Genomic DNA, 26868 nt, shown 5'->3' with positions numbered 1-26868 from the left:
CACAACCGATACCACAACGAGGGGGGACAGACGGGACGCCACCGACCCCACCACAGGCAGGACAGGTTGGAGCGGTTGACCCGGGCAGAAACGCAAAATGGGGACAAATTAGGCCGGAATTCCGGTGATTAACCTCAAAAACTGGCGGAAACACGCGGAATTTGCCGTACCGCGGCGCCCAAGCTGGTAAGTTTTCGAACAGTGGCTTGTGCGCATGCCGTGTGCAGGCTCCAGATCAAACCGTCCAGGAGGACATAAATGGCTAAGAACCGTAGTGAACTTGTTGCAGAGGTAGCTGGCAAGGCCGGCACCAGCCAGGCAGCCGTCAACTCCGTCCTCGATGCCCTGTTCGAGGTCTTCGAGACGTCCGTCGCTGCCGGCGAAAAGATCACCATCCCGGGCTGGCTCGCAGTCGAGCGCACCGACCGTGCTGCACGCACCGGCCGCAACCCGCAGACGGGCGAGACCATCCAGATCGCCGCGGGCCACAGCGTTAAGCTGACCGCAGGTTCGAAGCTGAAGGCTGCTGTTTCCAACAAGAAGTAGGCTTTCCGGCCCGGCGCACAGCCGGCACCGGCAAGGAGCGGCAACCATCCGGTTGCCGCTCCTTTTGCTTTAAGCCGATTCGCCGCCCGCCCGGGTGTAGCGGACAATGGAATGGTGTCTTCTGCCGCCAAACCACGTTCCGTGCCGCTTCAGTCCCCTCCCGGCAAGGGAGGGCGGGGGCGCAACGGCGGCGCCCCGGGTATTTCGCTGGGCTGGCAGCTGGCGGGGCTCGGCGCCCTGTTCCTGGGCCTGGCCGCCGCACTGATTTTCTCCGGCGCCGCTGCGGCCCGGTCGGTCTCCGACCCCGGTGAGCTGGTCCGCTGGGGCCTGCCCGCCAGCAAGGCCATCCACAACATCGCCCTTGCCACTGTTATCGGCGGCCTGATCTTCGCCGTGGGGATCCTGCCCAAACACCTGGGCCGCCGTAACCGCGGCAGGGCGGCCGCAGCCGACGGCGAGGCCGCCGAGCATCCGGCCTTCACCCGGGCCCTGTCGATTGCTGCGGGCGCCGGTGCCATCTGGACGCTCTCCGCCATCGCCGTCCTGGTGCTGACCTATTCCGATGTGGCGGGACAGCCGGTCTCCGGCGACGCGGAGTTCACCAAGGCCCTGGTTTACTTCATGACCGACATCGAAACGGGCCGGGCCTGGCTGGCCGTCACGATCATCGCCGCCGTGGTCACCACCGCCCTGTTCGGGGTCCGCTCCCTCGGCGGGCTGGCCCTGACCTTGATCCTGGCCCTCGCAGGGCTGGTACCCACCGCCCTGATCGGCCATTCATCCAGTTCCTCGGACCACGAAGGCGCCATCAATTCGCTGGGCCTGCACCTGGTGGGCGTCAGCGCCTGGGTGGGCGGCATCATCATGCTGGTGCTGCTCTCCGGAATCCTCACCGGCGCCAAAGCCGGCGCAACAACGGACCTCACCGAGGCGGTCCTGCGCAGGTTCTCCACGCTGGCCGGTTTTGCCTTCGTCCTGGTCCTCGCGTCGGGCATCATCAACGCCAGCATCAGGATCACCAGCTGGGCAGATCTCTTCGGCTCCGTGTACGGCCAGCTCATCCTTGCGAAGACCACTGCCACGCTGGTGCTGGGCGGCATCGGGTTTATGCACCGGCAATGGGTCATCCCGCAGCTGGGCCGCAAGGGCGCCGCCATGTCCACCCGCCGGGTCCTGTGGCAGCTGGTGCTGGCGGAGCTGCTGATCATGGGCGCAACGTCCGGTATCGCCGTGGCGCTGGGCCGTTCCGCCCCGCCTCAGCCCACCACCTACGCGCCGGACGCTTCCCCGGCCTTTATCCTGACCGGTTACGAGCTGCCCCCGGAACTGACCCCGGAGCGCTGGTTGACCGAGTGGCGGCTGGACTGGCTCTGGATTGCCGTGGCGCTGTTCGGCCTGGTTGCTTACGCGTTGGGCGTCGCCAAGGTCCTGCGGCGCGGCGACAAGTGGAACTGGTTCCGCACCATCAACTGGGTGGTGGGCCTGGCCGTCCTGACGTTCATCACCTCGGGACCGCCTGCGGTGTACGGCCGCATCCTGTTCTCGGCGCACATGGTGGACCACATGGCCCTGACCATGGTGGCGCCTATCTTCCTGGTGCTTGGCGCACCGGTCACCCTTGCCCTGCGGGCACTGCCCGCCCGCGGTGACGGTTCGCGGGGCGCGAGGGAATGGATCCTGGTTTTTGTCCACTCAAAGTTCTCGCAACTCGTGACGCATCCGCTGTTTGCGGCCGCCAACTTCGCCGGCTCGATTGTGCTCTTCTACTACTCGGACCTGTTCGGCCTCGCCATGCGGGAGCACGTGGGCCACGAGCTGATGAACGTGCACTTCCTGCTGACCGGCTACATCTTTGTGCTCACCATGATCGGCTCGGACCCGCTGCCGCGCCGGGCGCCGTACCCCATGCGGCTGCTCCTGCTCCTGGCCACCATGGGCTTCCACGCCTTCTTCGGGGTGTCCATCATGGGCGGCACCAACCTGCTGGCCGCCGACTACTTCGGCAACCTGGGCCGGACCTGGGGCCAGTCGGCCCTGATGGACCAGCAGACAGGTGGCGCCGTGGCGTGGGGCATCGGTGAGGTCCCCACCCTCCTGGTGGCCATCGGCGTCGCGATCATGTGGTCGCGGTCCGACCAGCGCGAGTCCAAACGCGTGGACCGGGCGGCGGACAGGAATAACGACGCCGATATGACCGCTTACAACGATATGTTTGCCAAATTGGCTGAACGCGACGCCAAGCTGGCTGACCGCAATTCAAAGCTGGAAGGACGCTGATGAGCGAAACAGTACGTACCCACCACCGGGTCCGCGCCTCCGAACTGGTGGGCCGCAACTGGTTGAACACCGGCGGCAAGTCCCTGGACCTTGAAGCCCTGCGCGGCAAGATTGTGCTCCTGGACTTCTGGACCTTCTGCTGCATCAACTGCCTCCACGTCCTGGACGAGCTGCGCCCCCTGGAGGAGCAGTACTCCGACGTGCTGGTCACCGTGGGAGTCCACTCACCCAAGTTTGAACACGAGGCCGACCCCGTGGCCCTTGCCGCCGCCGTGGAACGCTACGACATCCACCACCCCGTGCTGGATGACCCTGAACTGGAGACCTGGAAGGCGTACGCCGCCCGCGCCTGGCCCACCCTGGTGGTCATCGACCCCGAGGGCTACATCGTGGCGCACCTGTCCGGTGAAGGCCACGCGGACGGCCTCGCGGTGCTGATCCCCGAGCTGATCGCCGAACATGAGGCCAAGGGCACCCTGCACCGAGGCTCCGGCCCCTACGTGGCACCGGTTGCCACCTCCGGCACGCTCCGCTTCCCGGGCAAGGCGCTTTTCCTGCCGCCGGGCCGCGGCTCCGCGGGCTCCAGTGCAGTGTCCGACGACGGTGCTGCCGCTGCCAAGGGTTCCTGGCTGGTCACCGACACGGGGCACCACCGCCTGGTGGAACTGGGTACCGATTTCCAGACGGTCCTGGCCGCCTACGGCACCGGCACCAAGGGCCACGTTGACGGCCAGGCCGCCGGTGACGCGGCCACGGCGCAGTTCAACGAGCCCCAGGGCCTGGTGCTCCTGCCGGACGATGTGGCAGCCTCAGTTGGCTACGACGTGGTCATCGCCGACTCCGTCAACCACAGGCTGCGTGGGCTCTCGCTGCGCGACGGGCAGGCCACCACACTGGTGGGCAACGGCATCCAGCGTCTGCTGGAGACCGGCCCCGCCCGGGTGGACGAGGACGCCGCCGGCTTCACCGGCCAGCTCAGTGCGCACCCGCTGGACGTCTCGCTGAGCTCACCGTGGGACGTGGTGTGGTCCGGCAAGCTCAACGCCGTGGTGGTTGCCATGGCCGGCACCCACCAGATCTTCGGCTTCGACCCCTGCACCGGCGCGGTCTCCATCGTGGCCGGCAACGGACTGGAGGGCCTGTTGGACGGTGCCGCCCACGAGGCCTGGTTTGCCCAGTCCTCCGGCCTGGCCGAAGACGCTGACGGGAACATCTGGGTAGCCGACTCCGAGACCTCGGCGCTCCGCAGGCTGGTCATTGACGACGCCGGCACCGTCACCGTGGAAACGGCTGTGGGCCAGGGCTTGTTCGACTTCGGATTCCGCGACGGCCCCGCCGCCGGGGCCCGGCTGCAGCATCCGCTGGGCGTCACCGTCCTCCCCGACGGATCCGTGGCCATCGCCGACACCTACAACGGCGCCGTACGCCGGTTCGATCCCGTGGCCGGGACTGTGTCCACCCTGGCCCGTGGCCTGGCCGAGCCGTCCGACGTGATCGTTGACCACACCCAGGCCGCAGGCTCCGAGCCGCTGCTGGTGGTGGTGGAAGCCAACCGGCACCAGCTGGTGTACGTGCCCATCCCCAAGGAAGCCCAGCAGGTGGACGAGGGCGCGTCCCGGACGCAGCGGCCCAAGAGTCCGGTGGCGCCGGGCCTCCTGGAGCTCACGGTCCGTTTCACGGCCCCGACGGGCCAGAAACTCGACGACCGGTGGGGAGACCCCACCCAGCTGAAGATCTCCGCCACCCCGCCGGAGCTGCTGCTGTCCGGCGGCGGCACCTCGGTGGGCCTGCGCCGCACCCTGGAGCTCTCGGCCGACGTCCCCGAAGGTGTCCTGCACATCACCGCCCGGGCCGCTGCCTGCGACGGTCCGGAGACCGAGGACGGCGAGATCCCCGACCACGCCGCCTGCCACCTGTACCAGCAGGACTGGGGCATTCCCGTGCTGCTGCAGGCGGACGGCGATACCGGGCTGGTACTGGACCTCCGCGGCATGGACTGACGCGCCGCCGTCGTCCGCTTCCGTAAAAGCAGCCGCCCCTGACGGATCGTTGGGGGCGGCGGGCTAGAAGCTCAGCTGCGGGGTGACGCGCACAGCATCCGGGGTGACGTCCAGGCGGGTGGTGAAACTGAAGTCCACTTCTTCCTTGAGCGGGTACCAGATGCCGGTGAACGCGTTTTGCTGCAGGGCTTCCACGGTGGCCTTCCCGTCCAGGGGCGCCACCACCCACCGGCCGTCGAACGGCTCGATGGACACGCCGGGATACTTGGTGACGTTCCACTTGATGGTGCCGTCCTGGACCCGGTTGTTGCTGGCGTAATAGAACGGGCAGTCGGGCTGGAGTTTCTGCTCCTTGACCGCTTCGCCGGCGCAGCCGTCCAGGAATTCCTTTACCTTTGCCGCAACGTCCTGCTTCAGCCTGTCGGTGGCCTGCGTCAGCAGGTTCAGGGGCGCCACGGGGGCGTCCCGGGCCGTGACCGTCGCCCGGGTGGCAGGCGCGGCGAAGTACTGCCCGTTCAGGGAAGCCTCATATTCGCCGGGGTAAAACACCGCGAACGAGTTCCTGCCGTTGGGCATGTTGACGGCGGCGCCGTTGACGATCGCCTCGCTGCCGTTGACCACCGTGATGTCCACCGTGGGCAGCCGGGACGGGACAAACGCCCAGGTGTTAAAGAAAAGCCACTCCGTGCCGGTCTTTTCCAGCACAAACTCGCTGCGGAGCCGGCTGCCGTCAATGGTGTACTCCAAGGGAACCATCACGCGGTTGCCCGGCTGGTCCTCCGGATCGCCGATGTCCACGTTGGACAGCCGCGACGTTGCCGTCTGCAGCGCCGTCCCGTCCAGCATCGCGGCATTGGACGGCGGAACCGTGGCCCGCAGCAGGCCCAGGGCCCGGCCCCCGTCGCCGCTCTGCAGCGCGTCCAGGTACTCGCGCACCGGTTGCTGCGGACTGGCCACCGTATTGTTCACCACGTTGATCGCCACAACGGCGCCGGCGACGGCAAGCATCAGGCCCAGCAGCCATCCGGCCGCTATCCTCACCAACGCTTGACTCATCTGCACGGTCCTTACACTAACGTGCGTGCCAACCCCGCTAAAGTCGGCGTGCGCGTGGCGCGTGGCGTGACGTCGCCGGAAAGACGCGTCCGACGGCGGCCCGCAGGCCCGGGGGACGGCCGGCAGGGTGCCGTTCCGCCAGGCGCGGGGAGTCCGCGGCGGCGGCTCAGCGGTGCTGGCTCAGCGGCGGCGCCGGGAGGACGTGCCGAACACGCCGCGCAGGAGTTCCCGGCCCAGCTGGGTGCCCACGGACCTGGCCATGCTTTTAATGCCGCCGCCCAGGGCTCCGCCCAGCAGCCCGCCGAGATCGCCCATCATCCCGCCGCCGGCGTTCTGTTGTGGGGCCTGGCGTGGCGCCTGCGCCCGGGGCTGTTCGGCGGGCGCCGGTGATGTGGGGGCGGGCCTGCTGCTGGGCCGGCCCAGGATTTCTTCCTCGATCCGGCGGGCCTCGGCGTCGAGATCGGCAGGCCCGCCGGTGCCCTGCCCATCCTTGTTGGGTGCGCCTGCGGGCAGCGGGGGCTGGCCGGGAGCGGCCGGGCCGGTGGCGGTGGTGGCGGCCGACTTGCCGGTCAGTTTCTCGTACGCGGAGTGGTTGTCCACGGCGGTGCCGTACTTGGCCAGCAGTGCCGACGCGCCAACGCTTTGCTGGACCAGGGCAGGGTCGCTGGGTCCCATCACGGATTCGGGGGCACGCAGCCGGGTGAGGGCCACGGGGGTGGGCGCGCCCCTGTCGTTCATCACGGTGATGACGGCTTCGCCGATGCCGGCGGAGGTGAGGGTCTCCTCGAGGTCGTAGTCGCTGACCGGGAAGGTGGAGACGGTGGCTTTCAGGGCTTTGGCGTCCTCGGGGGTGAACGCGCGCAGCGCGTGCTGGACCCGGTTGGCCAGCTGGCCCAGCACTTCCGCGGGCACATCCTTGGGGGTTTGGGTGACAAAGAAGATCCCCACGCCCTTGGACCGGATGAGCCGGACGGTGGTGGTGATGGCGGACAGGAAGGCTTTGGAGGCGCCGTTGAACAGCAGGTGCGCCTCGTCCAGGAAGAAGACCAGTTTGGGTTTGTCCAGGTCGCCGGCTTCGGGCAGGTCCTCGAACAGGTCGGCCAGCAGCCACATCAGGAACGTGGAAAACAGCATGGGCCTGTCCTGCAGGGTGGGCAGTTCCAGGCAGCTGATCACCCCGCGCCCGTCCGGGGCGGTGCGCAGCAGCTCGGCGGTGTCGAACTCCGGCTCGCCGAAGAACTTCTCCAGCCCCTGGGCCTCGAGGTTGACCAGCTCGCGCAGGATGACGCCGGCGGTGGCTTTGGAGAGCCCGCCGAGCTCGGCCAGCTGCTCTTTGCCCTCATCGGAGGTCAGGAACTGGATAACGGCGCGGAGGTCCTTCAGGTCGATCAGTTCCAGGTTGTTTTTGTCTGCAAAGTAGAAGACCAGCTGCAGGCTGGATTCCTGGGTGTCGTTGAGCTCCATGATGCGGGACAGCAGGATGGGCCCGAACGAGGTGATGGTGGCCCGGACAGGAACCCCCACCCCGTCGCCGCCCAGGGCCAGGAACTCCACCGGGTACGACTTGCCCTGCCAGGCCTGCCCGATGCTGTCCGTGCGGGCTGCCAGTTTTTCGCTCCCCGGCGCAGCGGTGGCCAGGCCGGAGAGGTCGCCCTTGATGTCGGCCAGGAACACCGGCACACCCGCCGTGGACAGCTGCTCGGCCATCATGTGCAGCGTGACGGTCTTGCCGGTACCGGTGGCGCCGGCCACCAGCCCGTGCCGGTTCATCATGGCCAGCGGCAGCCGCACCGGCGCGTCCTTGTGGAGTTCGCCGTCGATGATGGCGGCCCCCAGCTCGATGGTGGCGCCTTCCAGGGTGTAGCCCTTCTGGATGGTGGCGAGCTTCTCTGCTGTGGTTTTGATGGCCATGGCGTTAGCTTAGCGGCGGCAGGGCCCTTTGTGGTGGCGTGCGTCTCAGGGCTGTGGAACCGGGGGAAGTTCCTTGGTGAAGGCCAGCGCGCCAATGGTCTCGGGATCCGCGTCAAGGTCGAACTGCGCCTGGTAGCCGGTGCTGAGGTACAGGTGCTTGGCTTCGGGTTGCCTCGGTCCTGTGGTGAGGTACACGGCCGTGTACCCGGCCTGGGCGGCCACGGCCTCCAGTTCGGCCAGGACCAGCCGGCCCAGGCCGCGGCGCCGGTGCCCGGTGGCGGTCCAGATCCGCTTGAACTCAGCGGTGGTGGCGTCGTAGCGGCGGAACGCGCCGCCGGCGATGGATTCGCCGTTTTCCTGGATGATCAGCAGCGCCCCGCCGGGGGCGGCGAACTCGGCTGCCGGGTACCGGTTCAGTTCGTCGGCCACCTCCCGGTCGCCGAAGAGGTCGTTGTAGCGGGTGCCGTATTCGACGGCGAGCTCGTCCAGGAGCGGGCGGACCCTGGGGTCATCCATGGGCAGGCTCAGGACGGCCAGCGAGGCCGGGTCGAGGGGGTGGTGCGCCACAGTGGGTTCGGCAGTCATGGTTTCAGTTCTTTCCGACGGCGGCTGGTTGGGGATGACGGGTTGGTTGCGGATACTGCGTTGGTGCGGTCGCCGAAGCGGCGGCGGATGCTGCTGCGAGCGATTGCGCTGCGGCGAGGATCCGCCGGGCCAGGGCATCATTCTCCCGGAACGGTGCCGCGTTGGTCGAGGGCCGCGCAAACGCGCCGGCGCCCCAGCCCGAGGTGCCGGGCCCGATTCCGAAGACCGCCGCCTGGGGTTGGCCGCAGGCGCCCACCAGTTGAAGGTCCCCGTTGACCAGAAGCTTGCCGGTGGAATGGATCCCGTCCGCCGTCAGCAGCTGCTGCTCGGTGCCGAGCCCGGTCCGGTGCAGGGCGGCCAGGGCAGGGTTGCGGGTCCGGGCCAAGGAGGTGGCCGGCAGCCGGGCCTCGATGAAGGCGGTGGCGCTGATGCCCGCGCCGGACTGCCGGGACGTGGCGTGGAAGGCGCCGGTTGTTTCATCGGCTGAGACTTCCAGGCCGGGGCCAAGGAACTGCAGCAGCCCGGCGCGGTGCAGGGCCAGCATCTGCCGGAGCCGGTGCGGGGGCGGGCCGGAATCCACAAAGCTGAAGAACCCGTGCCACCAGCCGTGGACGGTCTGCTGCGACCGGGCATTGAGCCGCTCCGCGGGAACCACCCGTCCCAGTTCCATGTAGACGCGCAGCAGGGCCAGGAACAACGCCAGGGTTTCCGGATGGTCCGGGCTGTCGCGGAGGGCCAGGTCATGCTCGATGTAGCCGGCCACGGCGGCCTGGACATCCTCGGCGCCCTCGAACAGGCGTCCCTCAAACGGGCGGTCCAGCTGTTCCAGGTCAAGGTGGAGCGCGGCATCGGGTACAGCGGCGGCCACCAGGTCCCGGCGGGCGTCGCTGTACCAGTCCAGGCCCGCGTACTTCACTGCGAACGTGTCCCAGGCCAGGGCGCCGCGTCCGGGTGCACCTGTCAGCAGCTCGCGGTAGTAGCCGTACCCGGCCTCCTTGGCGATCAGCGGCCACAGGTGGCTGCGGAAGTCCAGTTCCCCGTGCTGTTCCAGCAGCCCGGCCACCGCGTCCGCGGTGAAGAACTCCAACGGACCCGGCGCGTCACCGGCAAGGGCAGCGGAGATCTTCGAGTGGTAGGGAACACCGCGTCGGGACCCGGCCCACAACCGCGGTTCCCGTCCGGACGGAAGGTAGCGGAGCCCGCCGTCGGCCGCTTCTTCAAACCTGCCGCCGCGGCCTTCCATCAGGATGACCAGGAGGTCCACAAACGCCAGGCCCATGCCGGCCACGATGACGTCCTGGCCCGGTGCGATGGCCGAATAGTCGACGTCGGTGGTGTAGCTGGGTGCGGCGTGGAACCCGCCGTGGCGCCGGGCGAAGTCCTGCCACCGTTCGGACGCGGCATCAGGCAGGGAATCGGTGTGGCCCACCGCGGTGACCAGGAGGTCGGCGTGCAGGACCCGGCCGTTTGCCAGCGTTATGTCGTGGCCGCCGCCGTCGGAGGCGGTGATGTCTTCCGCGGTGGTCCGGTGCACCGTCAGGCTCCGGCCGAAGGTCCTGGCGGTCCTCCGGAAGAACCACTCAAGGTACTGGCTCTGCAGGCGGCGGGTGGGGAACGTGGCGCCGGTGAGGGTGCGCAGTTGCTCCTGGAGGGGGCGGGGGAAATCCGGGACGTCCGTGATGCTGCCGGACAGGATCCCGGCGGCCCACTCCGCCAGCGACGGCCCGGGCAGCGCCGGGCCGTCGCAGCTTACGGAGTCGTCGGTAAACATGGTGATGTCCGCGGCCATGGAGTTCAGCAGCAGGCCCGGGTCCTGGTCGTAGCGCCAGATCCGGCCCGAACCTGGGACGTGCGGCTCCACCACGTGGATCTTTACGGGACCGGCGAAGACTTCCGGCCGGTTGGCTGCCAGCCTCTCCAGGACGCCTGCCGCACGGGGCCCGCCGCCAATAAAGACGATGGCCGGGATGGTGGCTGGCATGGGGGCTCCTGGTGGCAGGCGGTGGTGGGTTGCGGCAGCGGGACCTTCGGACATTGAAGGGGCTGCCGGAGTGCCATGGTAGGCAGCGTTCCCGACGGCGGTCGAGCGCCTTGTTCACGCCCGTTAACTCCGGGTCATCCCGCGTCAAGAAAGGCAAAAAACGGACTCATGACGCCGTGCGAAGCCAGGTGAAGGAATGCAACCTGCCGCCTTGCCGGGCCTCTCGGCGCGGTCCTAGATTTGCAGCCAGCAACCGCGGCAGAATGTCGCGGACCAGGGCGGATGCTCCGGGCACAGACCAGAAGCGAGGTGGCACATGAGTTCAGCAACAACAAGGGTGGCGCAGCCGGAACAGGCTGCGGACCCGTCCGCAGGACCTGCGCCGGCTGCTGCCGGTGCCGGGAGCCAGCCGCCGGCAGGTGGCCCGGGCCGGCAGGCCGCCGATTACTCCGCTTACCGCGTGGTGGCGGCCAAACACCCGTGGCGGTGGGTGGGCACCGCGGCCGTGGCGCTGGGCGTGGTGGCGATCGCCTGGTCGCTGGCCACCAACCCCCGCTGGGAGTGGGGCGTGGTGGCCCAGTGGTTCACCGCGCAATCGGTCATCAACGGCCTGGTGGAAACGCTGAAGCTCACCGCCATCTCCGGATTGCTCGGCTTTGTGCTGGGCTTCATCCTGGCGCTGATGCGGCTCTCCGCCTCCCCGCTGCTGGTCTCCGTGTCCTGGACGTTCTCCTGGATTTTCCGGTCCACCCCGCTGCTGGTGCAGATGCTGCTCTGGTACAACCTGGGCTACCTGTACGAAAAGATCAGCCTGGGCATCCCGTTCACTGACGTCCGGTTCTTCGAAATCCAGACCACCACCCTGATCAGCCAGTTTGCCGCTGCCGTCCTGGGCCTGACACTCAACCAGGCTGCCTACTCCGCGGAAATCATCCGCGGCGGCATCCTCTCCGTGGACCAGGGCCAGCTGGAGGCTGCTGCGGCGCTGGGCATCCCGGCCTGGCGGCGGTCCACCAGGATCGTCCTGCCGCAGGCCATGCGCGCCATCCTGCCCACCGCCTTCAACGAGATCATCGGCCTGGTCAAGGGCACCTCGATCGTCTACGTGCTGGCCTACTCGGAGCTCTTCTACACCGTCCAGGTCATTTACAACCGCACCCAGCAGGTCCTCCCGCTGCTCCTGGTGGCCACGCTCTGGTACGTGGTGATCACCTCGGTGCTCAGCGTCTTCCAGTACTACATCGAACGGCACTACTCCAAGGGAGCGGTCCGCAACCTGCCCCTGACGCCGTTGCAGAAGGCCCGCAAATTCTTCGCCACCCACGCCGTGGACAGCAACCGGGCAAGGAGCCTCTGATGACTGAAACACCAACCCGCGGCCTGGTGGAAATCACCGGGGTCAGGAAATCCTTCGGGACCACTGAAGTCCTTAAAGGTGTCAGCCTCACCGTGGAACCAGGCGGCGTGGCAGTCATTGTGGGCCCCTCCGGCTCCGGAAAGTCCACGCTCCTGCGCACCATCAACCACCTCGAAAAGATGGACGGCGGCCACATTTCGATCGACGGAAAGCTGGTGGGCTACGAGGTCCGCGGCGAACGGCTGCACGAGCTGCGGGAAAAGGACATCCTGAAGCAGCGCACCGAAATCGGCATGGTGTTCCAGAACTTCAACCTCTTCCCGCACCTGACGGCGCTCGAGAACGTCGCCGAAGCCCCGGTGGTGGCACAGCGCCCCGGAAAAGCCAAAAGCACCAAGGAGGAAGCACGGCGCCGCGGCCTGGAACTCCTGGACCGCGTAGGGCTCAAGGACCGCGCCGACGCCTACCCCCGCCAGCTCTCCGGCGGCCAGCAGCAGCGCGTGGCCATTGCCCGGGCACTCGCCCTGGACCCCAAGATCCTGCTGTTCGACGAGCCAACGTCCGCACTAGACCCCGAGCTGGTCAACGAAGTGCTGGACGTCATCCGTGAACTGGCCAAGTCCGGCACCACCCTGATCATCGTCACCCACGAAATGGGCTTCGCCCGGGACGTCGCGGACACCGTGGTGTTTATGGACCAGGGCCAGATCGTGGAACAGGGCACACCCCAGGAACTCTTCACCAACCCCCGCGAACCGCGCACCAGGAGCTTCTTCTCCAAGGTCCTCGAACCCGCCTTCAACATCTAAAGGATCCACCATGGCTTTCTCCTCCAGTCTCCCCGGCGCCGGCCGCCGGCACCCGCGCCGCGTCCGCACCCTTGCCGCCCTGCCCGCCGTCGTCCTCCTGGGCACCGCAGCCTTGTCCGCGTGCGCCGACCCCGGCGCCTCCGCCGCTGGAAACGCCTCGGCCCCGGCGGAGCCGACGGCGGCCCGCAACGGAGTGGTCTACAACACTTCGCCGGACCAGCAGCGCATCCGGGCAGAGAAGGACGCCGCGCTCGCCGCCAAGGTGCCGGACCTGATCGGCAAGGACGGCAAGCTGACCATCGCCACCACGGCAGGGTCGATTCCGCTGACGTTCCACGCCACGGATGACAAAACGCCCATCGGCGTGGAGATCGACATCGCCCAGCTGGTAGCGGACAAGCTGGGCCTGGACCTGGACATCCAGGTGACCTCCTGGGAAAACTGGCCGCTGAAAACCCAGTCGGGCGACTTCGAAGCCGTGTTTTCCAACGTGGGCGTCAACAAGGACCGGGTGAAGCTCTTCGACTTCGCCACCTACCGGGCCGCGTTTATGGGGTTCGAAGCCAAAAAATCCGCAAGCTACGACATCAAGGGCTCCGACGACATTTCCGGCCTGAAGGTTTCCGTGGGGTCCGGCACCAACCAGGAAAAGATCCTGCTGGCCTGGAACAAGGAACTTGAGGACAAGGGCAAGGCCCCGGCCACGCTGCAGTACTACTCGTCCGACGCCGATACCATCCTGGCGCTGTCCTCAGGCCGCACGGACCTGAACATCGCCCCCTACCCGTCCACCGTGTACCGGGAAAACACCCGCGACGACCTCAAAGTGGTGGGCAAGGTCAATGCCGGCTGGCCGGCAGAAACCCTGGTGGCAGCCACCACGCTCCGGGGCAACGGCCTGGCCCCGGTCATCACCGAGGCGCTGAACGCCGCCATCAAGGACGGCAGCTACGGGGACGTCCTGGAACGTTGGGGTTTGAGCGAGGAAGCCCTGCCGGAGTCGGCAACGGTCACGGCGGAAAGTTTCGGGGCCGCAAAATGAAGTTCCAGGTCCTGGACATTATTCCGCACCTGAAGAACCCGCTCACCGGGGACATCGTTTCCACCGCGGACCGGCTGAACCAGGTGGTGCAGACCGCACAGCGGGCCGAGGAACTGGGCTACGACGGGTTCTCCGTGGGTGAGCGGCATGCGGGGGAGTTCATCTCCTCCTCGCCCACCACGGTGCTGGCGGCCATCGCTGCCGTCACGGAGCGGATCCGGCTGCAGACCGGTGTCGCCGTCCTTTCCGTCCTGGACCCGGTCCGGGTGGCCGAGGACTACGCCACGATCGACCAGCTCAGCCGCGGCCGGCTGGAACTGGTGATCGGCAAGGGCAATGAGGTGCTCCAGTACCCGCTCTTCGGCCTGGACCTGGACCACCAATGGGAGCTCCTGGCCGAAAAGTATGAACTGCTGCGCCGGCTGTGGCGCGAGGAGAACCTCACCTGGTCCGGCCGGTTCCGGGCACCCCTGACCGAGCCCACCACCACCACGCCCCGTCCGTTTGACGGCCCGCCCCGGATTTGGCACGGCTCTGCCACAACGCTGACATCGGCGGCCCTGGCCGCCAAGTGGGGGGACCCGCTGTTCACGGCGAACGCCATCCAGCCGCGGGAAAACTACCAGGTGCTGATCCAGCACTACCGGGACGAATACGAGCGCCACGGCCATGACCCGAAACACCAGTATGTTGGCTCGGGCAGCGGCGCCGGTGGTGTGTTTATCGCGGACACCACGCAGGAGGCCATCCGCCAGTTCGGGCCTGTGTACGAGGCGCTGACCCGCAACCGCAACGTCCCCGGCAACAACTCGCCCTTCCGGGACATCAACCACGCGGTGGCGGAAGGACCGGCCCTGGTGGGCAGCCCCGAACAGGTGGTGGACAAGATCCTGAGCTACCACGGGCTGTACGGCCACGACCTGCAATCCATTTCCCTTCCCACCACCCTTCCCTTCGGGCAGCAGCTGGACATCCTGGAGCGGTTCGCCCTTGAAGTCATCCCCGCCGTGCGGGCCGCCGCTCCCACCACCTTGTGGGAGGCCGAAGACCCGTACGGGCTGCGCCCCGAACCTGCTGTCCCAGCCACTTCCATCCAGACCAGGAGCACCCTTGACTACGCACGCTGAAACGACGCTGTTCGCCGCTGAGTGGGAAGAATGGCACACAGCCCACGAACAGCACCGGGCCTCCCCGCACGGCTTCCTCGCCGTCACCCATTTGCATTGGCTTGACGCCACGCCCACCCCGCTGGACGGCGCACCGGGCACCTGGAGCGCGGATGCCGACACCGTCACGGTGGTCCTGGCGGCCGGCGAAAGCCTGGAGCAGGACGGGCAGGAGCTCAATACTGCAACGGGCACCACCATCACCTTTGGCCCCATTCCGGAACGCGGCGGGATCAACCTCGCAGCCGGTAACGCAGTGGTGGAACTGGCTAAACGCGGCGGGCTGTACATCGTCCGGCCGCGGCACCCGGACAACGCCCTGCTCGGCACCTACCAGGGGACCCCTGCCTACGCCCCGAACGCGGCCTTTGCCGTCCCCGCGACGTATGTGCCCTTCGAAACGCCGCGCACCACCACCGTTGGCGCCGCCGTCGAGGGCATCCAGCACGTTTACGAAGCCCCGGGCGAGCTGCGTTTCCGGCTCGAAGGCCAGGACCTGTCGCTGACCGCGTTCAACGGTTACACGGCCGGATCCCTCACGGTGCTGTTCACGGACCAGACCTCCGGAAAGACCACCTACGCCGCCAACCGGTCGGTGTCCGTGGCTCCGGCCGCTGATGGATCGGTGGAGCTCGACTTCAACCGCGCCGTTAACCTTCCCTGCGCCTACACCGACCTTGCCACCTGCCCGCTGCCGCCGGCCGAAAACCGGCTTCCGGTGGCCATCGAAGCCGGCGAAAAGACACCCTACGAACGGAAGGACCAGCAGTGAGCACCGCAGCTACAGCACGCCCCGGTTTCCTGGCCATCGAACTCGACGGCGCCGGCTGGGACGGGGCCGGATCCGGCACCCTCGCCGCCGCCGTGCTGGCAGTGGAATCCGCAGGTTTCCACGTGGCCACGTTCAAGGACGCCCCGGAAGCGGGCCGTGCCAACGCGCTGCAGCGCGCAGCCTTTGCCGGCCCCGTGACCCGGTCCATCGCCTTGGTTCCCGAAGTGGACACCGTGTACACCGAACCGTTCCACGTCTCCACCCAGCTGGCCAGCCTGGACTACGTTTCGGGCGGCCGGGCCGGCTGGATTGCTACGGCAACCGAATCCCCGGCGGCCGCCGCAGCTGTGGGCCGGCGCAGCGTCACGGGCGAAGGCCTGGCCAAAGAGGCTTCGGCTGCGATCGAGGTTTCCCGCAGGCTCTGGGATTCCTGGGAGGACGACGCCGTCATCCGCGACGTGGCCACCGGCCGCTACATCGACGTGGACAAGCTCCACTATGTGGACTTCACCGCCCCGGAAGAGGCCGGCCCCGGCTATTCCATCAAGGGCCCTTCCATCATTCCGCGGCCGCTTCAGGGCCAGCTGCCGGTCATCGCCCCGCTGGGCCTGCTGGGCAGCGGACTGGTGGACGACGCCGCAGTGGACGCGGTCCTGGTGACCGCACCCACGCCCGAACTGTTGACCGCAGAGGTCCGGGATGCCCGCAGCCGGCTGCGCACCGGGGTGGCCATCATCGCCGAACTTGACGTGGTCCTGGACTCACGCGGGCTGGCAGCGGCAGACCGCCCCGCGCCGGCGGACAGCGGCCGTGCGCTCTTTACGGGCAGCGCGGCCGGGCTTGCCGCTTTACTGGCACCGATCCTGGCGGTAGCCGACGGCGTCCGCCTCCACCCGGCGTCGTTCGATGTGGAACTCGACGAGCTCTCCCGCGTGGTCCTGCCGGAGCTGCGGCGCAGCGGCGCCCTGCGCGCACCGTTGCAGGATGCCACCTTCCGGGACCTGCTGGGCCTTGACCGCCCCGCCAGCCGCTACGCCGACGCCGCCGCAACCGCCATTGCCGCCGCAGAATAAGGAAAAACCATGACTTCGCACAGCAGTGCTAAATCCGATCCCACCGTTTTTGCGCCCTCGGGCACCCTGCAGTTCGGCATCTTTTTCCAGGGGGTGAATTCGGGCACCATCTGGAAGGCCGCCGAATCCGGCTCGCAAACGGACTTCGAATCCTTCCGCCGGCTGGTGCAGACCGCAGAGCGCGGCCTGTTCGCCGCCTTCTTCCTGGGCGAAGGGCTGCGCCTGCGCGAGCACCTGGGCCGGCCGCACGCCCTGGACGTGGTGGGCCGCCCCGACGCACAGACCGCCCTGGCTGCCCTCGCCGCCGTCACCACCAACATCGGCCTGGTAGCCACTCAGAACACGACCTACAACGATCCCGCGGACCTGGCACACCGGCTGGCGAGCCTCGACCTGATTTCCGGCGGCCGGGCCGCCTGGAACATCGTTACCACCGACAACGCCTGGACCGGAGCGAATTTCCGCCGCGGCGGCTACCTTGACCACGCTGACAGGTACAAGCACGCGGAAGCCTTTGTGGAGACCGCCAAACGGATCTGGGATTCGTGGGAGACCCCCGCCGGCCCCGCCCGCCACGTACGCCACGAGGGCCAGCACTACACCGTGGACGTCACGCCCCGCCTTCCGCGCAGCGCCCAGTACCGCCCGGTGCTGTTCCAGGCCGGGGATTCCCCGGAAGGCCGGGACTTCGCCGCCCGGCAGGCTGACGTGATCTTCTCCGCGCATCCCAAGCTGGAGAAAGCCATTGAATTCCGCACCGACCTGGTGGCCCGGACACTGGCGGCAGGCCGTCCTGCCAACGCCGTCCAGATCATGCCGGCCAGCGAGTTCATTCTCGCGGCCACCGACCAGGAGGCCCAGGCCAAGAAGGAGTGGGTCCGCAGCCTGCAGATCGGGCCGCAGCAGGCCCTGGCCTACCTCGAACAGTTCTGGGGCCGGGAGCTCTCCGGCTACGACCCCGACGGGCCGCTCCCCGAAATCGATCCCGTGGTGGAGGAGACGTCCGAGACGCGCGGCAGCGGATTCCACGGCGCCAAAGCGCGGCAGCTCGCGGACCAGTGGCGGGCCGAGGCGAAGGACAAAGGCCTGTCCATCCGGCAGTTCGTCTCCGCCAAGACCTCCCGCATGGACGCCACGTTTACCGGCTCCTACTCCGCCGTGGCCGATCACCTCGCGGAATTCGCCAGGGTGGGGGCTGTGGACGGCTTTAACATCTCGCCGTGGCTCATCCCCACGGGCCTGGACGACATCGTCAACCACCTGGTGCCGGAACTGCAGGAACGCGGCGTCTACCCCACGGAGTACCGCGGCACCACGCTCCGGGAAAACCTTGGCCTGGCGACGCCTGTCCGTTCCGGCGATGCCGTCACCGCCGCCGGCCCGGTCCGGCATGCGTGAGCAGGACAGCTCCGCGGCGGAATCCACCGCGGAGCTGGTCCGGCTGCAGCTGACCGTGTGGGAACAACTGCTCTAGGGCACCTTGGCCTCCAGTCCGGCGGCGACAGCCGGTGCTTCCTCCCCGCCCGGACCCGACGAAGGATGGGCTGCGACGGCCGCGGCATGCTCGGCCAGGACACCCGTTTGATGGCGGATCTTCAGGCGGTACAGCAGGGCGCCGCCAGCGGTGACGGCGGCGACGAAGATCACCCCGCCCCACTGCAGATACCACTCGAACGGAGGCACCGAGTTGTAGATCTCGGGGCGCGGCCAGATCAGGTTCACTGTCATGGCGGCGCCCCACAGGACGGCGAGGATGTTCACCGGCAGCCCCCATTTGCCCATGCTGAAGCCGGCGTCGGAATTTTCGCCGGGCCACCTGCCCAGGAGCCGGTTGCGCAGCATGGGCGCAGTGACCAGGAGATATGACAGGTAAATCAGCACGATGCTGATGCTGGACAGAATCGTGAAGATCGCCGGTTGCATAACGTTGATGAGCAGCGGCATAACGGCCAGGGCGCCGATGACGATGGCCGCGACGGTAGGGGTCCTGCGGACCGGATCCACTTTGCTGAGCTGCCTGCTGAAGGGGAGGTTGTTGTCCCGCGCCATGGCGAACATCATCCGGATGGCGGCCGCGTGGACGGACAGGGTGCAGACCACCACGGCCACCACGATGCAGACAAGGAAGGCTTTGCCGAAGGGTCCGCCCAGGACGGAGAGCACGATGTGCTGCAGGCCGCCGTCGGCAGAACCGATTTTGGGATCGGTGAGGTCCGGCGCGGCGAGGATGCCAAAAAGCAGGATCAGGCCACCGAGCAGGAACGAGGCGGTGACGGCCCGCAGGATGGCCTTGGGTGCCGTGCGTTTGGGGTCCTTGGTCTCCTCTCCAAGGGAGCTGGCGGTATCGAAGCCGTACATAACGTAGCCGGACGCCATGGCCCCGATCAGGAAGACGCCGAAGAAGCCCAGGTCATGGCCTTCCCCGAAACCGGTGGTGTCGAAGAAGACCTCAGGCCCCCGCACCACATGCCAGCCAAGCGCTAGGATCAGCAGGACGGCTGCCACCAACTCCACAAAAACCCCAACGCTGTTGATCCGGGTCATAAGCTTCACGCCGAACGCGTTGATGAGGGTGGAGATGGTGATCATGATGGTGGCCAGCACCACGCCGTTCATGGCAAAGTCGAACGGGCCGGTGCCGTCACCAACGAACTGGAACCCGGACCAGAGCTGCGGCAGGGTGAGCTGCAGCGCCAGGGCCACGGACCCCAGCGCCATGATGGAGGACAGCAGCAGCCAGCCGGCCAGCCACGCCGAGGTACCGGACGCCAGCCGTTTGGCCCAGTTGTAGACGGATCCCGCCACGGGGTAGCGGCCGGCCAGTTCGGCGAAGCACAGCGCCACCATCAGCTGGCCAACGAAGACAATGGGCCAGGACCAGGCATACGCCGGTCCGGCCATGGAAAAACCGAAGTAGAACAGTTGAAAAACGCCGGTGAGGATGGAGATGTAGCTGACGCCTGCTGCAAAGCTGGCGAACTTGCCGATGCTCCGGTCCAGGGTCTGGGTGTAGCCGAACTCGTCCATGCCGCTTGAATCAATACTCTTGCTGGGTTCCAACATTTGGACTCCTCGATCAGAAAAGCACGATGGTGATGACGCCTGGTACTCAGGCGTGGGAGGCGCTGAACTCCAGTTCGGCCGTTGTCGTTTCGCCGGTGCGGCCGGTGCGGATGAGGTCCGCGCAACGCTCGCCGATCATCATGACGGTGATGTTGGGGTTGACTGTGATGTGTTCAGGCATCACGGAGGCGTCAGCGACGCGCAGTCCTGTGACGCCCTTGACCCGCAGCTCGGGATCGAGCGGCGACATCCCGTCGTCGGGCGGGCCCATCCGGACGGTGCCGACGGGGTGGTAAACCGTGTTGTGCGTCTTGCGGATGTAGTCCTGAAGTTCCTCGTCGCTTTGTGCCCCGATCCCGGGCGACAGCTCACGCCCGGCCCACTCGGCCATGGCCGGCTGGGCGGCGATCTCGCGGGCCTTGCGGATGCCGGCCACCATGACCCGCATGTCGTGGCCGTCGGGATCCGTGAAATAGCGTGGATCCACCATCGGCTTGTCGCGGAAATCGCGGCTGCGCAGCCGGACGGTGCCGCGGGAACGGGCGTGCGTGACGTTCGGGGTGAGGGAAAAACCGTTCTCGGTGGTGGGGTAGCCGTACCGCAGGGTGTTCATGTCGAACGGTACGGAGCCGTAGTGCATCATCAGGTCCGGGCGGTCCAGGCCTTCCTCGGTGGGGGTGAAGATGCCGATCTCCCACCACTGCGTCGAGCTCTGCACCATTGGCTGTTTGGCCTCGAATTGGACCACGCCCTCAGGATGGTCCTGCAGGTTTTCGCCTACGCCGGGGGAGTCCACCAGGTCTTCGATCCCGTGCCCGGCAAGGTGCGCCGCGGGGCCGATGCCGGAGAGCATCAGCAGCTTGGGCGAGTCGATTGCGCCGGTGGACAGGATGACCTCGCGGTGGGCGGACAGCCTGTGGGTCCGGCCGAACGCCGAGTCCACAACGTCGACGCCGGTGCAGCGCTTGTCCGCGTCGAACACCAGCTGGCGGGCGCGGAAGCCGGTCAGCAGGGTGAAGTTTTCGCGCTCCGTGATGGGGTGGATGTAGGAGACCGAGCTGGAGGACCTGGTGCCGTCCGCGCGGCGGTTGATCTGGAAGAAGTTGGCGCCGTTGACCACCGTGGTTCCGGTGTTGAACTTTGCCCGGGGGATGCCGGTCTGTTCGCATGCATCCAGGAGCGCGACGCCGGCAGGATCCACCGGGGGCACGTTCATCAGGTGCACGGGGCCTGAGTCACCGTGGTGCGGCGCGTCAGGGCCGGCATCCTCGTTGGTTTCCAGTCGCTGATAGAGCGGCCAGGCGGTTGCAGAGTTCCAGCCGGTGGCGCCGTACTTCGACTCCCACTCGTCCAGGTCCTCGCGCGGGGCCCAGAACGCGATGCAGGAGTTGTGGCTGGAGCAGCCGCCCATCACCTTGGCGCGGGCGTGGCGCATAAAGGAGTTGCCGTTCTCCTGCGGTTCCACCGGGTAGTCCCAGTCATAGCCGGATTCCAGCAGCTCCATCCAGCGGTCCAGCTGCAGAATCTCGGGCAGGCCGCGGTCATCCGGGCCGGCCTCCACGAGGGCCACGGTCACGTCCGGATCCTCGCTCAGCCGGGCGGCCACTGCGGCTCCGGCGGATCCGCCACCAATAACGACGTAGTCGAACCCGCGCCCGGGAAGATCCCCGATGTTTTCCACGTGCATCTAGTTCTCCTTGCTGTGGTCAGCAAACCAGCCGGTTACCTGCGGGCTGGTGTTCTGGTAGGTGTGCTTGGCTTCCTGGTACTCGGCCAGGCCGGTCGGGCCCAGCTCGCGGCCGACGCCGGACTGGCCGAAGCCGCCCCACTCGGCCTGGGGGAGGTAGGGGTGGTAGTCGTTGATCCAGATGGTGCCGTGCCGCAGCCGGGACGCCACGCGCTGCGCCTTGCCCGCGTCCTGGGTCCAGACCGCTCCGGCCAGGCCGTAGACGGTGTCGTTGGCGATGGCCACCGCCTCGTCCTCGGTGCGGAACGTCTCCACCGTCACCACCGGGCCGAACGCTTCGTCGGTGACCACGGACATTCCCCTGGCAACGCGGTCCAGGACGGTGGGCTGGTAGTAGAAGCCGGCGTCGTACTTTTCCCCAACAGGTGCCGCGCCGCCGCACCGCAGCCGCGCGCCCTCGTTGATGCCGCGCTGGACGTAGGCGTGGACCTTGTCCCGGTGGGCCGCGGAGATCAGGGGGCCGGTTTCTGCCGCCTCGTCGAAGGGGCCGCCAAGCCTGATCGCCTGTGCGCGGCGGACCAGTTCGGCCACGAAGCTTTCGGCGATGGATTCCGCCACCACCAGCCGCGCCCCGGCCGAGCAGACCTGCCCGGAGTGGACGAACGCGCCGTTAAGGGCGTTGTCGACGGCGGCGTCAAAGTCCGCGTCCGCAAACACCACGTTGGGGTTCTTGCCGCCGAGCTCCAGTGCCACTTTCTTGACGGTGCCGGCTGCGGCGGCCGCGATGCGCTTGCCGGTTTCCAGGCCGCCGGTGAAGGAAACGAGGTCGACGTCGGGGTGTTCGGAGAGCGGCGCGCCTGCCTCCGCGCCTGCTCCGGTGACGAGGTTGGCGACGCCGTCCGGCAGGCCGAGGTCCTGCAGCAGCTGCATGGCCAGGATGGCGGTGGACGGGGTCAGCTCGGAGGGCTTCAGGACGAAGGTGCAGCCGGCGGCCAGGGCGGGGGCGATCTTCCAGGCCGCCTGGAGCAGCGGGTAGTTCCAGGGCGTGATCAGGCCGCAGACGCCCACGGGTTCGTAGGTGATTTTGCTGACGACGGCGGGGTCCCCGGCGTCGACGATGCGGCCCGCCTGCTGCCCGGCGAGCCGGCCGAAATATTCGAAGCAGGCGGCGATGTCGTCCATATCGATGCGGCTTTCGACCATCCGCTTGCCGGTGTCCAGCGACTCGGCGCGGGCGAACTTTTCGCGGTGTTCGCGCAGTCCGGCAGCGACCTTCAGAAGGAAGCTGCCGCGATCCGGGGCCGGGACGTTCGACCAGACTCCTGAATCGAAGGCGGCCCGGGCTGTAGCGATGGCGCGTTCAGCGTCTTCCTGCCCGGCTTCGGATACGGTGGCGGCCAGTTCGCCGTCGGCCGGGTTGCGGATGTGGCGCACCGCGCCGGATGCGGCAGGCTCCCACGAGCCGTTGATGAACAGGGTGGCTGCTGGCACGTCGTCAGAAGGTGTGGCGTAGGTCATACGGAGGACATTAGCTGAAGTTGAACGACTGTTCAATGCTTTTTTGAACAAACGTTCAAGATGTCTCAGGCCGATACCGGTTGCTGGAAATGGTCCGCCTTGGGGCGGGGCTGGGCCCGACGCCTAGGTCTGGCTGCCGGCCTGTGGGGCGAAAGCGATCTCTTCCGTGCGGGCGATGCTTCGCTGGATGGAGGCCTCATCCACGCCCAGCAGCGACGTCAGCCACATGCCGTTCTGCACCACCACAATGTCTGCGGCCCGCTCCCGGCATTCCTGCCAGGCAAGCCCGGGGATGGCCTTCGAGACGAGCGCCGCGAGCCCGTCGAGATACCCGTCGAAGGCGGCGGCATTAATCTCGGCATAGTCTGCGTCGGCCTGGGCGAGGGCCCAAAGGTGAAGGCGCAGGGACAGGTACCTGGTGGTCAGGAGGTCGGCACCGGCGATCCGCCGCAGGGCCCTGCGGAGTTGTTCATCCGGTTCGGCCGAGGGGTCCGGTGCCAGCAGCAGGAGGTCCTGCTCCTCAACCCGGTGCAGGGCGGCCCGTATCAGGCTGGTTTTGTCGTCGTAGTAGTAGTTCACCAGGCCCAGCGCGACGCCGGCCTCCCGGGCCACCGCACGCATGCTCACACCCGAAATGCCGTGCCGTGACAGCAGTTCCAGGGCCGCCTCGAGAATGCGCGATTGCCTGTCAAGCTGCTCACCTGAGTTCACGGTCTTTGTCCCCATCTGGCCAGAGTATGCCAAACCCGCCGGGAGCCCACATTCGAAGAATCCCAGCCCCGCCGGAGCGGGGCTGGGATTCAGTCGGCGGGAGGTCCCGTTATTTTTTGGGCAGGCCAGGCGGGTTCAGCTCCGACTTTTCGATGGCTTCGGAGGTGAGGCCCCAGCGGTCCAGGATCTTGGCGTAGGTACCGTTGTCGATCAGTTCATTCAATGCCGCCTGGGCGGCCACGGCGAGGTTGTTGCCCTTTTTGGTGGTGAACGCGATCTCGGCCGTCAGGGGCCAGCCGCCGTTCAGGGTGCCCACCTGCTTGGTTTTGCCGTCCAGGGCGGCCTTGTAGGCCGAGCCCGCGTTGGGGGCAAACGTCAGGTCCGCCCGGCCGGACTGCAGTGCCAGCGTGGAGGCCGAGTCGTCGTCGTAATACTGGAATTCCACCGGCGCCAGGCCGTTCTTTTTGTTTTCCTCGTCCCAGCGCACCAGGATGGCTTCCTGGTTGGTGCCCGAGCCCACAATGATGCGCTTGCCGGCCACGTCCTTGGCTTCCCTGACCTCGCCGACGTCGGAGTCCGTCTTGGCGTAGAAGCCCAGGAGGTCGTTTCGGTAGGTGGCGAAGTCGAACTTTTCCTTGCGGGCCTCGGTCACGGTGACGTTGGACAGCACGGCCTCGTACTTGCCGGACTCAACGCCCAGCGGCCAGTCGGCCCAGGCCACCGGAAGCACCTCGACCTGCAGGCCCAGGGTCTCACCCACGGCGTGGGCGATGTCCACTTCGCTGCCGATCACGGTTTTGTTGTCCTTGGCGAACAGGCTCAGCGGCGCGGTGCCGCCCGTGGACACTACTGTCAGCTTGCCGTCGGCCTTGATGGCTTCGGGGACCAGGGCGGCTGCCTCGGCGTCGACAGACACCTTGAACCGGTCCTGCTCGGGCGCCAGGTTGAACTGCTTGCCGGCCGCGGTGGTGGCGGCGCCGGTGGCCGGCCCTGCGGCCGCGGAGGCGCCGGGGTCCGAGCAGGCGGCGAGCCCCAGCAATGCGGTGATGGTCAGGGCCGCGGCCGCGAGCGGCTTTGCCTTAATGGTGGCCATTTTTTCTCCTGGGAGGTAAGGGCTGATGCAGCGGAAGTGTGCTTGTGCAGCAACTATCCGGCAGCCCTCCCCGCCAGGCCAAAGGCCTCCGCAACCCGGAGATACGCGGCGTAACCGCCGTTAACCGGGCGACCGCGGCGGTCATATTCGTGGCGGCATCACCCGGCGCCGGAAAAGGCCCGGTCCGCCGTGGCCGGGCCTTTCCGCATCCGAGTGGTGCTACTTGCCGGCTGCTTCGAGCTCAGCGTACGTGGCGTCGTCGAGGCCAACACCGGCCGAAGCCAGGTTCTCCTCGAGGTGTGCCACGGAGCCGGTCCCCGGGATGGGCATCATCACGGGGGAGCGGCGCAGCAGCCACGCCAGCGCCACCTGGGACGTGGTGGCCCCCAACCGCTTGGCGGCAGCATCCAGCGGGCCGCCGGGCTGCGCCAGTTCACCGGCGGAGATGGGGGCCCAGGGGATGAACCCGATGCCGTTCTTTTCCGCGTACTCCAGCACGTCCGCCGAACTGCGGTCCGTCAGGTTGTAGCGGTTCTGGACAGTGGACACAGTGAAGTGCCGGCCGGCCGCCTCCAGTTCCGCAACGCTGACCTGCGACAGGCCCAGCGCACGGACCTTGCCCTCGTCCTGCAGCTCGCGCAGCACCCCGAACTGTTCCTCGGCGTCCACTTTGGGATCGATCCGGTGCAGCTGCAGGAGGTCCAGGGTGTCCACCTTGAGCTTCCGCAGGCTCAGCTCGGTCTGCTGGCGCAGGTATTCCGGCCGTCCCACCGGAACCCAGCGGTTCGGCCCGGTGCGGGTGAAACCCACCTTCGTGGCGATCTTCAGGCCCTCCCGGTACGGGTGCAGGGCCTCGGCCAGGATCTCCTCGCTGATGTTCGGGCCGTAGGAGTCTGCCGTGTCGATGAAGTCAACACCGAGTTCGACGGCGCGGCGCACCACCGCGACGGCGGCCGCCCGGTCGGTGGGCTCGCCCCAGACGCCATCGCCGACGATGCGCATGGCGCCGAAGCCAAGTCTGTGCACCGTGCCGAGATCCTTAAGGCTGATGGTGGCGGAAAGTTCCAGCTGGTTCGTATCAGGGGTCATGGAGGCGGCAACAGCCCCAGTGTGCCGGGTATTCCGGAAACCCGTCGAAATAAGCCGGGCGCCGCCGTCGTTATACCTGCTGTGCCTGCCGTGACCCGGCCGGCATTTCCAACGCAACGCTCTGAAAGGCCGGCAGCACCGTGACTCTTCCCCTCTCCATCCTTGATCTGGCAACCATCGGCAAAGGCCAGACGGCTGCGGAGAGTTTCGCTGGCAGCGTGGCCATGGCGCAGGCGGCCGAGAAGCTGGGATACCGGCGGGTCTGGTACGCGGAGCACCACAACATGTCCTCCATCGCGTCGTCCGCCACCAGTGTGCTGATCGCCCACGTGGCGGCCCACACGGAAAGCATCCGGCTGGGTTCCGGCGGCGTGATGCTGCCCAACCACTCGCCGCTGACCATCGCCGAGCAGTTCGGCACCCTGGAGACCCTGCACCCGGGCCGGATCGACCTGGGCCTGGGCCGCGCGCCCGGCAGCGACCAGAACACCATGCGCGCCCTGCGCCGCGATCCGATGTCCGCAGACAGCTTCCCGCAGGACGTCCTGGAACTGCAGGGCTACCTCACCGGTCCCACCCGGGTCCAGGGTGTGGAAGCGACCCCCGGCAAGGGCACCGACGTGCCCCTCTACATCCTCGGCTCCTCCCTCTTCGGCGCCCGCCTGGCTGCCCAACTGGGATTGCCGTACGCCTTTGCCTCGCACTTCTCGCCGGCGGCGCTGCAGGATGCCGTGGCCACCTACCGACGCGAATTCAAGCCGTCCGCACAGCTGGACGCCCCGCACGTGATCGCCGGCGTCAACGTCATCGCCGCGGACTCCGCCGCAGAGGCGCAGGCCATGATGCAGGCCACCAAGCGTGCGCGCGTGTCCCTGTTCTTCGGCGGCGGCCGCGAGTTCACGGACGATGAGGCCGACATGGTGCTGGATTCCCCGCAGGGCCAGCACGTGTCGCAGATGATGACGTACTCCGCCGTGGGCACCCCGGATGTGGTGCTGGACTACCTGGACTCCTTTGGCCGGCACGCCGACGCCGACGAACTCATCGTGGCCCACCAGAGCACCGGGACCGATTCCCGGCTGCGGTCCGTGGAGCTGCTGGCGGAAGCCGCCGGCCTGCTGCGGGTCTGATT

At 67.6% G+C, this 26868-nt stretch carries 21 protein-coding genes; 11 read left to right on the top strand and 10 right to left on the bottom strand.

Features of this window, described 5'->3' with window-relative positions:
- Positions 1 to 258 precede the first annotated feature (258 nt).
- The 3 genes from ASF72_RS01245 to ASF72_RS01235 all read left to right on the top strand — a co-directional run bounded on the left by ASF72_RS01245 (position 259) and on the right by ASF72_RS01235 (position 4823).
- Positions 259 to 546: an HU family DNA-binding protein gene (locus ASF72_RS01245; protein ID WP_009358243.1), complete on the top strand. Its 288-nt coding sequence runs from the start codon at positions 259 to 261 to the stop codon at positions 544 to 546.
- Positions 547 to 657: 111 nt separating this feature from the next.
- The gene (locus tag ASF72_RS01240; protein ID WP_056595806.1) at positions 658 to 2823 is read left to right on the top strand and encodes a cytochrome c oxidase assembly protein; all 2166 of its coding nucleotides are present in this window, start codon (positions 658 to 660) and stop codon (positions 2821 to 2823) included.
- Complete coding sequence (locus ASF72_RS01235; protein ID WP_056595803.1) at positions 2823 to 4823, top strand: NHL domain-containing thioredoxin family protein; 2001 nt, start codon at positions 2823 to 2825, stop codon at positions 4821 to 4823. The genes ASF72_RS01240 and ASF72_RS01235 overlap by 1 nt, the downstream gene beginning before the upstream one ends.
- A 63-nt stretch (positions 4824 to 4886) precedes the next feature.
- Here ASF72_RS01235 and ASF72_RS01230 read toward each other — a convergent pair whose 3' ends face one another.
- From ASF72_RS01230 to ASF72_RS01215, 4 genes are all read right to left on the bottom strand, one after another.
- Positions 4887 to 5879 carry a hypothetical protein gene (locus ASF72_RS01230; RefSeq protein WP_200933601.1) on the bottom strand — a complete coding sequence of 331 codons (993 nt, stop codon included), beginning with the start codon at positions 5877 to 5879 and terminating at the stop codon, positions 4887 to 4889.
- A gap of 180 nt (positions 5880 to 6059) precedes the next feature.
- Positions 6060 to 7790 (bottom strand): helicase HerA-like domain-containing protein, encoded by a 1731-nt coding sequence (locus tag ASF72_RS01225; RefSeq protein WP_056595800.1) that lies wholly within the window; start codon positions 7788 to 7790, stop codon positions 6060 to 6062.
- A gap of 45 nt (positions 7791 to 7835) precedes the next feature.
- Positions 7836 to 8375 (bottom strand): GNAT family N-acetyltransferase, encoded by a 540-nt coding sequence (locus tag ASF72_RS01220; protein ID WP_056595797.1) that lies wholly within the window; start codon positions 8373 to 8375, stop codon positions 7836 to 7838.
- A 4-nt stretch (positions 8376 to 8379) separates the two neighbouring features.
- Entirely contained in the window at positions 8380 to 10356 is a 1977-nt protein-coding gene (locus ASF72_RS01215) for an FAD/NAD(P)-binding protein (protein ID WP_056595794.1), read from the bottom strand.
- Between the two features lie 316 nt (positions 10357 to 10672).
- On the opposite strand from ASF72_RS01215, the gene ASF72_RS01210 reads away from it, so the two are divergent.
- Genes ASF72_RS01210 through ASF72_RS01180 form a run of 7 tightly spaced genes read left to right on the top strand, consistent with a single transcriptional unit; the run spans position 10673 to position 17973 of the window.
- Positions 10673 to 11713, top strand: a complete 1041-nt coding sequence (locus ASF72_RS01210) for an amino acid ABC transporter permease (RefSeq protein ID WP_050685297.1) — start codon at positions 10673 to 10675, stop codon at positions 11711 to 11713.
- Positions 11713 to 12522, top strand: coding sequence for an amino acid ABC transporter ATP-binding protein (locus ASF72_RS01205; protein WP_050685296.1), 810 nt, complete (start codon positions 11713 to 11715; stop codon positions 12520 to 12522). Before ASF72_RS01210 ends, ASF72_RS01205 begins: the two co-directional genes overlap by 1 nt.
- Positions 12523 to 12532: 10 nt before the next feature.
- A complete protein-coding gene (locus tag ASF72_RS01200) occupies positions 12533 to 13564 on the top strand; it encodes an ABC transporter substrate-binding protein (RefSeq protein ID WP_050685295.1) in 1032 nt (343 codons plus the stop codon).
- Positions 13561 to 14691: an LLM class flavin-dependent oxidoreductase gene (locus tag ASF72_RS01195; protein ID WP_056595791.1), complete on the top strand. Its 1131-nt coding sequence runs from the start codon at positions 13561 to 13563 to the stop codon at positions 14689 to 14691. Before ASF72_RS01200 ends, ASF72_RS01195 begins: the two co-directional genes overlap by 4 nt.
- Positions 14675 to 15502 carry a DUF1684 domain-containing protein gene (locus ASF72_RS01190; protein WP_056595788.1) on the top strand — a complete coding sequence of 276 codons (828 nt, stop codon included), beginning with the start codon at positions 14675 to 14677 and terminating at the stop codon, positions 15500 to 15502. The genes ASF72_RS01195 and ASF72_RS01190 overlap by 17 nt, the downstream gene beginning before the upstream one ends.
- On the top strand, positions 15499 to 16575 hold the full coding sequence (locus tag ASF72_RS01185; RefSeq protein ID WP_056595785.1) for an LLM class flavin-dependent oxidoreductase: 1077 nt from the start codon (positions 15499 to 15501) through the stop codon (positions 16573 to 16575). The genes ASF72_RS01190 and ASF72_RS01185 overlap by 4 nt, the downstream gene beginning before the upstream one ends.
- A 9-nt stretch (positions 16576 to 16584) precedes the next feature.
- Positions 16585 to 17973: an NtaA/DmoA family FMN-dependent monooxygenase gene (locus ASF72_RS01180; RefSeq protein ID WP_050685291.1), complete on the top strand. Its 1389-nt coding sequence runs from the start codon at positions 16585 to 16587 to the stop codon at positions 17971 to 17973.
- Between the two features lie 72 nt (positions 17974 to 18045).
- On the opposite strand, the gene ASF72_RS01175 is transcribed toward ASF72_RS01180, so the two are convergent.
- The 6 genes from ASF72_RS01175 to ASF72_RS01150 all read right to left on the bottom strand — a co-directional run bounded on the left by ASF72_RS01175 (position 18046) and on the right by ASF72_RS01150 (position 25736).
- Entirely contained in the window at positions 18046 to 19638 is a 1593-nt protein-coding gene (locus ASF72_RS01175; protein ID WP_056595783.1) for an APC family permease, read from the bottom strand.
- A 46-nt stretch (positions 19639 to 19684) separates the two neighbouring features.
- Positions 19685 to 21325 carry a GMC family oxidoreductase gene (locus ASF72_RS01170; protein WP_056595779.1) on the bottom strand — a complete coding sequence of 547 codons (1641 nt, stop codon included), beginning with the start codon at positions 21323 to 21325 and terminating at the stop codon, positions 19685 to 19687.
- Positions 21326 to 22843: an aldehyde dehydrogenase family protein gene (locus tag ASF72_RS01165; protein ID WP_056595775.1), complete on the bottom strand. Its 1518-nt coding sequence runs from the start codon at positions 22841 to 22843 to the stop codon at positions 21326 to 21328.
- A 123-nt stretch (positions 22844 to 22966) separates the two neighbouring features.
- Positions 22967 to 23569 carry a TetR/AcrR family transcriptional regulator gene (locus ASF72_RS01160; RefSeq protein WP_050685287.1) on the bottom strand — a complete coding sequence of 201 codons (603 nt, stop codon included), beginning with the start codon at positions 23567 to 23569 and terminating at the stop codon, positions 22967 to 22969.
- Positions 23570 to 23663: 94 nt separating this feature from the next.
- Positions 23664 to 24647 carry an ABC transporter substrate-binding protein gene (locus tag ASF72_RS01155; RefSeq protein ID WP_056595772.1) on the bottom strand — a complete coding sequence of 328 codons (984 nt, stop codon included), beginning with the start codon at positions 24645 to 24647 and terminating at the stop codon, positions 23664 to 23666.
- Positions 24648 to 24866: 219 nt separating this feature from the next.
- Entirely contained in the window at positions 24867 to 25736 is an 870-nt protein-coding gene (locus ASF72_RS01150; RefSeq protein ID WP_050685285.1) for an aldo/keto reductase, read from the bottom strand.
- Positions 25737 to 25876: 140 nt separating this feature from the next.
- On the opposite strand from ASF72_RS01150, the gene ASF72_RS01145 reads away from it, so the two are divergent.
- Entirely contained in the window at positions 25877 to 26866 is a 990-nt protein-coding gene (locus ASF72_RS01145) for an LLM class flavin-dependent oxidoreductase (RefSeq protein ID WP_050685284.1), read from the top strand.
- Positions 26867 to 26868: the final 2 nt, after the last annotated feature.

This window comes from Arthrobacter sp. Leaf141, assembly GCF_001424565.1.
Classification (GTDB): domain Bacteria; phylum Actinomycetota; class Actinomycetes; order Actinomycetales; family Micrococcaceae; genus Arthrobacter.
The sequence above is the reverse complement of the archived record's forward strand: the minus strand, read 5'-3'. Positions and strand labels throughout refer to the sequence as shown.